General features: G+C 67.8%; 11 protein-coding genes. All 11 read left to right on the top strand.

Annotated elements, in window-relative coordinates:
* The 11 genes from J6525_RS06155 to J6525_RS06105 are packed head-to-tail and all read left to right on the top strand — an operon-like array spanning window position 1 to window position 12661.
* Window positions 1-1086 carry a branched-chain amino acid ABC transporter permease gene (locus tag J6525_RS06155; protein WP_225642848.1) on the top strand — a complete coding sequence of 362 codons (1086 nt, stop codon included), beginning with the start codon at window positions 1-3 and terminating at the stop codon, window positions 1084-1086.
* Window positions 1079-1861 carry an ABC transporter ATP-binding protein gene (locus J6525_RS06150; protein ID WP_016847809.1) on the top strand — a complete coding sequence of 261 codons (783 nt, stop codon included), beginning with the start codon at window positions 1079-1081 and terminating at the stop codon, window positions 1859-1861. Before J6525_RS06155 ends, J6525_RS06150 begins: the two co-directional genes overlap by 8 nt.
* Window positions 1854-4064 carry an ABC transporter permease gene (locus tag J6525_RS06145; protein WP_225642846.1) on the top strand — a complete coding sequence of 737 codons (2211 nt, stop codon included), beginning with the start codon at window positions 1854-1856 and terminating at the stop codon, window positions 4062-4064. Before J6525_RS06150 ends, J6525_RS06145 begins: the two co-directional genes overlap by 8 nt.
* Window positions 4065-4067: 3 nt before the next feature.
* On the top strand, window positions 4068-4901 hold the full coding sequence (locus J6525_RS06140; RefSeq protein WP_092081347.1) for a phosphoenolpyruvate hydrolase family protein: 834 nt from the start codon (window positions 4068-4070) through the stop codon (window positions 4899-4901).
* Window positions 4902-4925: 24 nt separating this feature from the next.
* Window positions 4926-7820 (top strand): flotillin family protein, encoded by a 2895-nt coding sequence (locus J6525_RS06135; protein WP_225642844.1) that lies wholly within the window; start codon window positions 4926-4928, stop codon window positions 7818-7820.
* 9 nt (window positions 7821-7829) lie between these two features.
* Window positions 7830-8267, top strand: coding sequence for an SRPBCC family protein (locus tag J6525_RS06130; RefSeq protein ID WP_016847814.1), 438 nt, complete (start codon window positions 7830-7832; stop codon window positions 8265-8267).
* Between the two features lie 3 nt (window positions 8268-8270).
* Window positions 8271-8714: an SRPBCC family protein gene (locus J6525_RS06125; protein WP_050387585.1), complete on the top strand. Its 444-nt coding sequence runs from the start codon at window positions 8271-8273 to the stop codon at window positions 8712-8714.
* A gap of 15 nt (window positions 8715-8729) precedes the next feature.
* Window positions 8730-9548, top strand: a complete 819-nt coding sequence (locus J6525_RS06120; RefSeq protein WP_225642842.1) for an FAD binding domain-containing protein — start codon at window positions 8730-8732, stop codon at window positions 9546-9548.
* Between the two features lie 6 nt (window positions 9549-9554).
* The gene (locus J6525_RS06115) at window positions 9555-10034 is read left to right on the top strand and encodes a (2Fe-2S)-binding protein (protein WP_057016874.1); all 480 of its coding nucleotides are present in this window, start codon (window positions 9555-9557) and stop codon (window positions 10032-10034) included.
* A gap of 12 nt (window positions 10035-10046) precedes the next feature.
* Window positions 10047-11636, top strand: a complete 1590-nt coding sequence (locus J6525_RS06110) for a xanthine dehydrogenase family protein molybdopterin-binding subunit (protein ID WP_225642840.1) — start codon at window positions 10047-10049, stop codon at window positions 11634-11636.
* A gap of 2 nt (window positions 11637-11638) precedes the next feature.
* Entirely contained in the window at window positions 11639-12661 is a 1023-nt protein-coding gene (locus tag J6525_RS06105; protein WP_028333322.1) for a xanthine dehydrogenase family protein molybdopterin-binding subunit, read from the top strand.
* The last annotated feature ends 5 nt before the right edge of the window (window positions 12662-12666 follow it).

The following is a 12666-nucleotide window of genomic DNA, read 5'->3' as shown; positions in this document are numbered from 1 at the left end:
ATGTCGCTGCTCCAGAGCACCCAGTTCCGCCCCGATCCATCCGCCAACGCGACCCGCCGCGCCTTTGTCCGTGCCTGGCCGGAATTCCAGAACCCGGCGGCCTGGCTGGTCGCGCTGATCCTCGTGATCATGCCGCTGATCGCCAACGGCTTCTTCCTGATCGAGATCTTCGCCACCACGCTGATCCTCGGCATCATCGCGCTCAGCCTGATGTTCCTCGCCGGCTATGGCGGCATGGTCAGCCTGATGCAGCTCACCATCGCGGGCTTCGCCGGCTACATGGTCGCGGTGTTCGGCATCAGCGGCAACGCCAATATCAGCCTCGGCTGGCCGTGGTGGCTGGCAACCCCGATGGCGCTGGCGCTGGCGACGCTGTTCGGCACGCTCGGCGGCGCGCTCGCGGTGCGCACCGAGGGTATCTACACCATCATGATTACGCTCGCGATCGGCGCCGCGTTCTACTACTTTACCAACCAGAATTGGGCGATCTTCAACGGCCACACCGGCATCAACACCGTCGCGACGCCGCAGTTCTGGGGCGTCGACTGGCGCGCCGATATCGCCTTCTATTATGTCACGCTCGGCGTCGCCGCGATCTGCTACTTCGCCGTCCAGTATGCCTCGCGGGCGCCGTTCGGCCTCGCGCTGCAGGGCGTCCGCGACAATTCCCGCCGCATGGCGGCGCTCGGCTTCAACCCCAATGCGCACCGCATCGCGGCCTACGCCTTCGCCGCCTTCATCGCCGCGCTCGGCGGCGTGCTGCAGGTCTGGAACTACCGGCAGATCTCGCCCGGCTCGGTCAGCGTCGGCGCCTGCATCGACGTCCTGATCATCGCCGTGGTGGGCGGCATCACGCGGCCGATCGGACCCTTCATCGGCGCGCTGATCTTCGTGCTGCTGCGGACTTTCGCGCTCGACGTGCTGATCAAGTTCGGACTCGACGGCAACCGCTTCCGGCTGCTGATCGGGCTCGGCTTCCTCGCCATCGTGTTCTGGTCATCCGACGGTGTGATCGGCCTGTGGGAACGCTGGCGGCGGCGCAACGCATCCTCGACGCAACGTTCAGGCGGAGGTCGCCATGGATAGCGTCGCGCAGCGGCTGTCCGTGGTCGGCGCCGGCGCGGCGCTCGAGCTGCGCGGCGTGACAAGGCTGTTCGGCGCGCTGGCCGCGCTGACCGACGTCACCATCACCGTGCGGCCCGGCGAAAGGCGCGCGGTGCTCGGCTCGAACGGCGCCGGCAAGACGACGCTGTTCAACTGCATCACCGGCGACTTCCCGCCCTCCTCCGGCACGATCCGCTTCTTCGGCGAGGACATCACCCAATTCCCGCCCTATGAGCGGATCCGTCGGGGCCTGCGCCGCACCTACCAGATCTCGGCGCTGTTCCCCGGCCTGACGGTGCAAGACAACGTCTACCTCGCCTGCCGCGGCGTCTCGCGCGGCCGATTCTCATTCCTGCGCCCGGGGCAGAACGATGCGCTGATGCACGCGACCGAAACGCTGGTGCAGGCGGTTCACCTCAGCGGCGTGAAGGACCAGCGCGTCGCCGAGCTTGCGCATGGCCAGCAGCGACAACTCGAGATCGCGCTGGCGCTCGCCGGCGCGCCGCGCTTCATCCTGTTCGACGAGCCGGCGGCGGGGCTGTCGCCGACCGAGCGGCGCGAGCTGATCGAGATCCTGACCTCGCTGCCGGCGCATATCGGCTACATCATCATCGAGCACGACATGGACGTCGCGCTGCGCGTGGTCGAGAGCGTGACGATGATGCACAACGGCCGCATCTTCAAGGAAGGCCTGCCGCGCGAGATCGAATCCGATCCCGAGGTGCAGGAGCTCTATCTCGGAGGCGGCCATGAATGACCGCCGAGCAGTGCCCGCGCTCGAGGTGAAGGGCCTCGACGTCTATTACGGCCATTCGCATGCGCTGCAGGGCGTCGATCTCACGCTCGAGTCCGGCGTGTTCTCGGTGGTCGGCCGCAACGGCATGGGCAAGACCACGCTGTGCAAGGCCATCATGGGCCTCGTGCGCGCCAGCGGCGGCTCGATCCGGATCCGCGGCGAGGAGGTCACGCGGCTCAATCCGGCGCGGATCGCCCGGCTCGGCGTCGGCTATGTGCCGCAGGGCCGCCGCCTGTGGCGCTCGCTGACCGTCGACGAACACCTCGCGCTTGCCGGCGGCCTGCGGCGCGGCGCCTGGACCATCGAGCGGATCTACGACATCTTCCCGCGCCTTGCCGAGCGCAAGAGCAACGGCGGCAACCAGCTGTCCGGCGGCGAGCAGCAGATGCTCGCGATCGCGCGCGCGCTGCTGACCAATCCGCATCTCTTGATCATGGACGAGCCGACCGAAGGCCTTGCGCCCGTGATCGTCGCCCAGGTCGAGGACATGCTGCTGCGGCTCGGCGATGAGGGCGACATCTCCGTGCTGGTCATCGAGCAGAACATCGGTGTGGCGACGGCGGTGTCGCGCAACGTCGCCATCATGGTCAATGGCCGGATCAACCGGATCATCGATTCCGCCCGCCTTGCAACCGACCGCGAGCTGCAGCAGCGGTTGCTCGGCGTCGGCACCCATGGCGCCGACGAGACCGACGCCGAGCCAGCACCGGCGAAGGCCGAAGCGGTCGGTGCCCCGCAGCCGGAACGCAAGGGGCCGACCCGCATCTACGTCTCCAATCCCGTGCTGCCGACCCGCTGGTCGCAGCCGGTGCCGATCGCCCGCATCGAGGCCGCCGCACGGACGCAGTCCACCGGGGTCACTCGGCTCGAGGAGGCAACCCGGCAGCGACGCGAACCGACGACCTCCCGAACGTCCGGGCCACCGGTCGTCCTCATCGTCGGCACGCTCGACACCAAGGGTGCCGAGCTGCGCTTCATCCGCGATATCATCGCCGGCAGCGGCCTGCGCACGCGACTGGTCGACGTCTCGACCAGCGGCAAAGCGGCGAGCTGCGATGTCACCGCGCAGGAGATCGCACTGAACCACGGCCGCGGCGGCTCCGGCGTGTTCGGCGCCGATCGCGGCGCCTCGGTGACGGCGATGGCGGAGGCGTTCGAGCGATGGCTGCGTCGCCAGGGCAATATCGCCGGGATCATCTCCGCCGGCGGCTCCGGCGGCGCGTCGCTGGTCGCGCCGGGCATGCGCGCGCTGCCGGTCGGCGTGCCGAAGCTGATCATCTCCTCGGTCGCGTCCGGCGACGTCGGTCCCTATGTCGGTCCCGCCGACATCACCATGATGTATTCGGTGACCGACGTGCAGGGTCTCAACTCGATTTCGCGCACGGTGCTCGGCAACGGCGCTCATGCGCTGGTCGGCATGGTTAAGGCGCGGCTCGATGAGCAGGCCGGCAAGCAGCGCAGCGCAGGCGCCAACCTTCCGGCGATCGGCATCACCATGTTCGGCGTCACCACCCCGGCCGTGCAGAAGATCGCGGCCGACCTGCGCGAGGATTTCGAGTGCCTCGTCTTCCACGCCACCGGCGTCGGCGGCCGCTCGATGGAGAAGCTGGTCGAGTCCGGCCAACTCGCCGGCGTGATCGACCTCACCACGACCGAGGTCTGCGACCTCCTGATGGGCGGCGTGTTCCCGGCGACCGAGGATCGCTTCGGCGCCATCATCCGCAGCCGCGTGCCCTATGTCGGCTCGGTCGGCGCGCTGGACATGGTGAATTTCGGCGCACCCGACACGATCCCGGAACGCTATCGGCAGCGTAAATTCCACATCCACAATCCGCAGGTCACGTTGATGCGGACCACGCCGGAAGAGAACGAGCGCATGGGCCGCTGGATCGGCGAACGGCTCAACCAGATGGACGGGCCGGTGCGCTTCTTCCTGGCCGAGGGCGGCGTCTCCGCGCTCGATGCACCCGGCCAGCCGTTCTGGGACCCGGAGGCCGATGCAGCGTTGTTCCGCGCGCTGGAGCGCACCGTGCGCCAGACCGGCAACCGGCAGATCATCCGCATCAAGCGCAACATCAACGATCCCGAGTTCACCGCCGCCATCGTCAACGCGTTCCGCCCCTTGCTCGGACGCGCCGGTGGTCGGCGGAGAGTGGCGAGGTGACCCATGGCCAGGTTTGAACGCACGGCGCTGTTGAAGAAGTTTCACGCCATGATCGCACGCGGCGAGCCGATCGTCGGCGGCGGCGCCGGCACGGGACTGTCGGCGAAATGCGAGGAGGCCGGCGGCGTCGACCTGATCGTGATCTACAACTCCGGCCGCTACCGCATGGCCGGCCGCGGCTCGCTCGCCGGACTGATGCCCTATGGCGATGCCAATGCGATCGTCGTCGAGATGGCCGGCGAGGTGCTGCCGGTCGTGACCAGGACGCCGGTGCTCGCCGGCGTCAACGGCACCGATCCGTTCCGCGACATGGATGCGTTCCTCGACCAGCTCAAGGCGCTTGGCTTTGCCGGCGTGCAGAACTTCCCGACCGTCGGCCTGATCGACGGCATCTTCCGCGCCAACCTCGAAGAGACCGGAATGTCCTATGCGCTCGAGATCGACATGATCGCGAAGGCGCATGAGAAGAACATGCTGACCACGCCCTATGTGTTCAGCGAGCAAGAGGCCGCCGCGATGGCGATCGCCGGCGCCGACATCATCGTCTGCCACATGGGCCTGACCACCGGCGGCACGATCGGCGCGCAGACCGCGCCGAAGCTCGCCGACTGCCCTGCCCGCATCGAGGCCTGGGCGGAAGCTGCGCTCAGCGTCAATTCGAACATCATCGTGCTCGCGCATGGCGGTCCGATCGCGGACCCCGCCGACGCCGATTTCATTATGAAGAAGACCCGCAACTGCCACGGCTTCTACGGCGCCTCCTCGATGGAGCGCCTGCCGGTCGAGCGGGCGCTCACGGATCAGGTTCGCAAATTCAAGGCGATCGGCGCGCGCTAGCCGCCGTGACCAAGGGAGGAAGAGATGTCGGGGATGCTGGTCGGTGAATTGATCCTCTGGCTCATCGTCGCAATCGTCGCGATCGTCATCATCGTCTATGTCGTGAACTGGCTGTATCACCGCTCGTCGAAGGAGGTCTCCTTCGTCCGCACCGGTTTCCTCGGTGAGCGCGTGGTGATCAATGGCGGCGCCTTCGTGCTGCCCTTCATCCACGACTACACGCCGGTCAACATGAACGTGCTGCCGATGGGGATCGTGCGCTCCAGGCAGGACGCGGTGATCACCCGCGACCGCATGCGCGTCGACATCGAGGCCGATTTCTACGTCCGGGTCCAGCCGACCCGCGAAGCGGTCTCGATCGCTGCCGCCACGCTCGGCCGCCGCACCATGGAGCCCGAGCAGCTCCACACCCTGCTCTCCGGCAAGTTCATCTCCGCGATCCGCTCGGTCGCCTCCGAGATGACGATGGAGCAGATGCACGAGCAGCGCGGCGACTATGTGGCGCGCGTCAAGGCCAATGCCGCCGAAGCACTGGCGCAGAACGGCCTCGAGTTGGAGTCGGTCGCGATCACCGATCTCGATCAGACCGACCTCGAATATTTCAATCCCTCGAACCGCTTCGACGCCGAAGGCTTGACCCGCCTGATGGAGGACATCGAGGCCAAGCGCAAGCTGCGCAACGACATCGAGCAGGACTCGATGATCAAGATCCGCTCCCGCAATCTCGAGGCCGAGCGGCAGGCGCTGGAGATCGAGCGCGAAAGCGAGACCGCCCGCCTCGAGCAGGAACGCGACATCGAGATGCGCCGCGCCTTGCAGCGCACTGAAGTGGCCCGCGAGCGCGCGCTGCGTGAGACTGAGTCGGAGCAGGCCCAGATTGCGGCGCGCGAAGCCATCGAGAAAGCGCGGATCGCCAACGAGCAGGCGATCACCGAAGCCCGGATCGCCTCGGAGCGCGAGACCCGGCACAAGGAGATCGAGCGGACGCGGGCGGTCGAAGAGAAGGAGCTGCTGGCCCGGGAGGAGATCGAGAAGGTCCGGATCGCCAACCAGCGTTCGGTCGACACCACCCGCATCGCCTCCGAGCGCGAGGTGCGCCAGCGTGAGATCGAGCGGATGCGCACGGTCGAGGAAGCCGAGATCGCCGCCCGCGAGGCGATCGAGAAGGCCCGTATCCAGCAGGACCGCGTCGTCACCGATGCCCGCATCGCCAATGAGGAGGAGACCCGGCGCCGCGAGATCGAGCGCACCCGCGCGGTCGACGAGGCCGAGATCGCCGCCCGCGAGGCCACCGAGAAGGCGCGGATCGCCCAGACCATGACGGTCAATGTCGAACGCATCTCCTCGGACGAGCGCACCCGCGCGCTGGAGATCCAGCAGGTCCGCACCATCCAGGAAGCCGAGATCGAGGCGCAGAAGGCGGTCGAGGCCGCCCGCATCGCGCGCGAGAAGATGCTGGCCGCCGAGCGCATCGCCGCCGACCACACCACGCGCAAGCTCGAAATCGAGCGCAACCAGGCGGTCGAGATCGCCGGGATCAGTGCCCGCGAAGCCACCGAAGCGTCGCGGATCGCCCAGGAAGAGCACGTCCGGGCGCTTGAGATCGCGCGCACCCGTGCGATCGAGGAAGCCGATATCGCCTCCCGCGAGGCGATCGAGGCGGCGCGGATCTCGCAGGAGAAGTCGGTCGCCGCGCAGCGCATCCGCGCCGAGCGCGAAACCCGCGGGCTCGAGATCGCGCGCACCGAGGCGATCGAGGCCGCCGAGTTGAAGCGCCGCGACGCCATCGAGCGGCAGCGCATCGATGTCGAGCTGACGCTGGAGAGTGAGCGGATCGCCTCCTCCAGGACCCGCGAAGTGCTCAACATCGACCAGAAGAAGGCGATCGAGCTCGCCGACGAGGAGCGCGTGATCGCGCTCGCCGCCAAGCGCTCCGAGCGGATCGATGCCGACCGGCAGGTCCGGCAGGCCGAAATTGTGGCGCGCAAGGACATCGACACCACCGACGTCTCCCGCGAGCAGGCGCTGGAGGCGGCCCGGATCGAGCGGCGCCGTGCGATCGAACAGCTCGAGGTCGCTCGCAACCAGTCGCTGCAGGAGGCCGAGATCGTCGCCCGCGAGGAGGTCGAACGCGCCCGCATCGCCTCCGACCGTGGCCTCGACGAGGCCCGCATCGGCCGCGAGCGCGAGCTGCGCAAGCTCGAGGTCAACCGCGAGAAGGATGTCGAGACCGCGCTGATGGAAAAGGCCATCGCGCTGCATCAGAAATCACTGGAAGAATCCGCGGCACGAGCCGCGGCCGAGGACGCCCGGATCCACGCCACCGAAGCGGCCGAACGCGTCGTCACCGCGCGCGAAAGCGAGATCGCAAAGCGGCGCAAGACCGTCGAGGTGCTGCTCGCCGAAAAGCAGGCCGAGGAAACCAGGATCGCAGCCGGGGCCGAACGGGTCCGTGCCACGGTCGAGGCCGAGGCGCAGCGTCTGCTTAACGAGGCCGAGAACGTGCTGACCGATCAGGCGCGCTACTCGCTGTTCCGCCGCAAGCTGCTCGACCGGATCGAGGGCATCGTGCGCGAGAGCGTCAAGCCGATGGAGAAGATCGAGGGCATCCGCATCCTCCAGGTCGACGGCCTCAACGGCAATGGCCACGGCAACGGCACCGGCCGCAGCGCCACCGACGAGGTGATCGACTCGGCGCTGCGCTACCGCGTGCAGGCGCCGCTGATCGACTCGATCCTCTCGGATATCGGCGTCGAGGGCGGCAGCCTCGCCAAGATGCCCGGCCTGATCCGCGAAGCCCGCGACATGCAAGGCATCAAGGACTCCGCGCGCAAGAGCGGCGGCGAGGCCAAGCCGGCGGCGCCCGAGGGCGGCGGCGAGCCGGCGCGCCCTGAGCGCACGCCGCGCCAGAAGGACTGAGCTGACGCCATGGCACGGGTTTACGTCTCCACCGTCGTCAACGCCCGCAACGACCGGGTCTGGGCCCGCGTCCGCGATTTCAACGGGCTGCCGAACTGGCATCCCGCGATCGCGGAAAGCCGGATCGAGGGCGGCGAGCCCTCCGACAAGATCGGCTGCGTCAGGGATTTCCGGCTGCGCAACGGCGATCGCATCCGCGAGAAGCTGCTCGGGCTGTCCGATTACGACATGTTCTGCACCTATTCGATCCTGGAATCGCCGATGGGCGTCGAGAACTACGTCGCGACGCTGCGGCTCACGCCGGTCACCGACGGCGACCAGACCTTTCTGGAATGGACCGCCGAATTCGACTGCGCGCCGGAACGCGAGGCGGAGCTCGTCAACAATATCGGCGGCGGCGTGTTCCAGGGTGGCTTCGACGCGCTGAAACGGGCGTTCGGGGGATAGGCCGTGCCGCATATCGTCAAGAGCACGATCCTGGATGCGCCGACCGATGCGGTGTGGGCCGTGCTGCGCGATTTCAACGGTCATGACCGCTGGCATCCGGCGGTCGCAACCAGCGGCATCGAGCGCGCGCAGCCGTCCGACAAGATCGGCTGCGTCAGGCGCTTCAAGCTGAAGGACGGCGCCGAGCTGCGCGAGCAACTGCTGGCGCTGTCCGATCTTGAGCAATCGTTCAGCTACTGCCTGCTCGATACGCCGATCCCGATGTTCAACTACGTTGCGCATGTCCGCCTGCTGCCGGTCACCGACGGCGACCGCACCTTCTGGCACTGGGAGTCGCGCTTCACGACGCGGACCGAAGACAGCGAGCGCATCACGCAGATGGTTTCGGAAGACATCTACCAGGCCGGCTTCGACGCCATCCGCCGGCATTTGAAGGAGGCCGCGTAAGCGGAGAGCACCATCATGCCAGTCACGGTGAAGACCTTCACCAGCACCCATGACGCCGCGGCGGCGCTGTCCTCGGATCGCAGCGCCCGCTATCTCGGCGGCGGCACGTTGGTGATGCGAGCGCTGAACGAGGGCGACATCTCGATCTCGACCATCGTGCGCGCCAGCGACCACGCCCTGACACGGATCGATGCCACGGGCTCGCGCATCACGCTGGGTGCCGGCGTCACCTTCGCGCGCATCCTGGCCGAACGCGACCTCGCCTTCCTGCACGCCCCGGCGCGCTCGATCGGCGGACCGGCGGTGCGCAACATGGGTACCGTCGGCGGCAATCTGTTCGCGCCGGTGCCGTATGGCGACTTCACGGTCGCGATGCTCGCGCTTGATGCCACGGTGTCGGTGCAGGGCGGCCTCGGCGGGCGCGATATCCCGATCGAGGAATTCTTGCAATCGCGCGACCGGCAGGCCGGATCGCTGGTGCTGGCGATTTCGTTTGCCAGGCCCGGCAGCACTGAGGCCTTCCGCTACCGCAAGATCGCGCGGATCAAGCCCAAGGGCGGCGCGGTGATCACGCTCGCGGCGTACCTGCCGGTCAACGGCAGCCGCATCGTCGGCGCCCGCATCGCGCTCGGCTCGATGGCGCCCACCCCGATCCGCGCCCGCGCCGCCGAGCGCGCACTGGAAGGCCGCGCGCTCGACGCCTCCACCATCAGCGCCGCCGCCGCGGCAGCGGTCGAGGGAACGTCGCCCGGCGACAATGCGCTCGCCAGCGCCTGGTATCGCCGCGAGATCGTCGGCGTGCATCTACGTCGTCTGTTGTCCGGTCAGGAATAAATCGTGATGGCCAAGACTGCCCTTCAATTCCGGCATAACGGCCGTGACGTCGCGATCTTCGTCGACGGCGGCACCAACCTTCTGGTCGCGCTCCGCGAACTGATCGGCGACATGACGCCGAAATTCGGCTGCGGCCAGGGCGGCTGCGGCACCTGCAGCGTGCTGATCGACGGCGAGCTGCATCTCTCCTGCCTGACGCTCGCCGAAACGGTCGCCGGCCGCTCGGTCGAGACGCTCGACGGCATCAAGGACGGCCCCAATCTGCACCCGCTGCAGCGCGCGTTCGCCGACAATTTCGCCGCGCAGTGCGGCTACTGCACGCCGGGCATGCTGATGGCTGCGAAGGCGCTGCTCGACCGCAATCCGCAGCCGAGCCGCGCCGAAGTGGTCGAGGCGATCTCCGGCAACATCTGCCGCTGCACCGGTTACGAGCCGATCATCAACGCCGTGCTATCAGCCGCTTCCGGCGGCCGGGCGCGTGCGTAAGGGAACAGTGCCATGCTGGAACTGCGCAAGGATATCTTCGCCGACGAGCGCGACGACAATCTGAAAGAGATCGGCAAGGGCACGCAGCGCCAGGACATGCTCGGCCATGTGACCGGCACCTCGCCCTATTTCGATGACCACAAGCTGCAGGGCATGCTGCATCTGAAGGTGGTCCGCAGCGCGCATTCTCACGCAAGACTCCGCCGCATCGATACCTCCGAGGCCGAGCGATCGCAGGGCGTGCGGCACGTGATCCGCGCCTCCGACGTGCCGCGCAACCTGAACACGCTGCTCAGCCTGATCAATTTCGGCAAGGACGACGAGCCCTCGCTCGCGGTCGACAAGGTGCGTTACAAGGGCGAACCCATCGTCGCGATCGTCGCCGACAGCCCGCGCGAAGCCTATGAGGCCATCGCAAAGGTCAAGATCGACTATGAGCCGCTGCCGGCGGTGTTCGATGTCGAGGACGCGCTGAAGCCGGGCGCGCCCGTGGTCAACGAGGTCTATCCCAAGAACACCTTCACCTATCACGAGACCTATGATCACCAGCAGCTGCGCTTCGGCGATGCCGACCGCGCGCTCGCGACGGCCGACCATGTGCTGGAACAGCGCTACCAGATGTCGCCGATCGAGCACGCGCCGACCGAAACCAACGGCTCGATCGCAGCTCCCGACACCAACGGCCGCTACATCGTCTACACCTCGACGCAGGCGCTGTTCTTCTCGGTCGACACCTGCGCGAAGATCCTCGACGTGCCATCCAACACCTTCCACTTCATCGGCGGCACGGTCGGCGGCGGCTTCGGCGGCAAGGTCGATACGCTGACCGAACCGCTCTGCATCCTCGGCGCGATGCTGACCGGTCGCCCGGTGCGCTATGTGTTCGGGCGCGAGGAGGAGATGCAGTACGGCCCGCCGCGCGGCGCCGAGCGCATCTACATCAAGGACGGCGTGATGCGCGACGGCCGCGTCGTCGCCCGCAAGGCGCGCGCCTATTTCGACAGCGGCGCCTATACGCGGCTGTCGAGCTATGCGGCGGTGAAATGCGCCGCCCATCTGCCCGGCCCCTACACGATCCCGAACGTTCATGGCGACGTCTATTGCGTCTTCACCAACCGCACGCCGGCGACCGCGATGCGCGGCTTCGGCGTCACCGCGATGGATTTCGCCATCGAATGCCAGATGGACAAGCTCGCTCATCTGGTCGGCATGGATCCCATGGAGTTCCGGATCCTCAATGCGTATCGCGACGGCGACATGAAGGCGCACCGCCGCGAGGCCAAGAACACCGCGCTGATCGAATGCGTGCAGGTCGCCGCGGAGAAGGCCAAATGGCCGCTCCGGGAGGACTTCAAGCGGATGTCGTCGCGCAAGGATGGTGGCGGCGCGCGCGCCGCCGTGACGCCGACCCCGCGCGAGCCACATGCGCCGTCGGCCGCGCCTTCCCAGCAGCGCACGACGTATGACCGCGCGCCGGCCGCTACCCGCGAGCCGCCGCCACCGCCCTCTTCGCCGCCGCCGTCACCTCCGCCACCGCGGCCGGCCGCACCGTCGCATGGCGCCACCCGCTTCTCTTCCGTCTTCGGCACCAGGAGGCGCTGACCATGACCAGGCACCGCGGACGCGGCATCGCGTCGGTGAATTATCCCATCGGCATGAATCTTGGCGGCGATCCGAGCCAGGCGCTGGTGCATTCCAACCCCAGCGGCAAGTTCACCGTGGCGCTGTCCTCGATCGATCTCGGCCAGGGCATGAAGTCGGTGACGCGGCAGATCTGCGCCGAGACGCTCGGGGTGCCGGTCGAGGACGTCTATGTCGACACCGCGGATTCCGACACCGGCCCGCACTGCATGGGCTCGTTCGCCTCGCGCGGCACGCATCGCGTCGGCAACGCCGTGATGGCGGCGGCGCGCGAGGCGCGCGGCGTGATGATGGAGGCCGCCGCCGAGGAACTGGAGGTGAATGCCGCCGATCTCGAGACCGATGGCCGCGGCAACATCCACGTCAAGGGTGCTCCGCATCGCTCGATCTCGACCAAGGACGTCGCCATCGCCGCGCAGTTCAAGCAGGGCAAGACCATCTCCGGCCGCGGCATCTTCCTGGTGCCGCTGTCCGACGTCGATCCTGAAACCGGCGAGATGTCGCCGGCGACCTGCTACGCGCATGCCTGCCTCGTCGCCGAGGTCGAGGTCGACGACGAGACCGGCGAGGTCGACATGGTCAGGATGGACTCCGCCTATGAACTCGGCCGCGCGCTCAATCCGCGGCTGGTCGAGCAGCAGCTGGTCGGCGGCGCCTGGATGGGCGTCAGCCACGCGCTCTACGAGACGCCGGAGCCTTATTATCCGGAGCCGGTGCACGGTCCGCGCGATTTCGTCGAATATCTGATGCCGGGCCCGGGCGACATCTGCCCGCACGACATCGCGGTGCTGGAACGCCCGGCGCCCGACGGTCCGTTCGGCGCCAAGGGACCGGGCGAGATGTGCGCCAATCCGGTGCTTCCCGCGGTCGCCAATGCGATCTTCAACGCGGTTGGGGTGCGGATCGACGATCTGCCGATCACGCCGGAGAAGGTGCTCCGCGCGATCAAGGCGCAGGGCGGCGCGCGGCCGCAGCCACGGCGCTGAGGTTT

The organism is Bradyrhizobium australafricanum (assembly GCF_020329495.1).
Lineage (GTDB): Bacteria > Pseudomonadota > Alphaproteobacteria > Rhizobiales > Xanthobacteraceae > Bradyrhizobium > Bradyrhizobium australafricanum.
The sequence above is the reverse complement of the archived record's forward strand: the minus strand, read 5'-3'. Positions and strand labels throughout refer to the sequence as shown.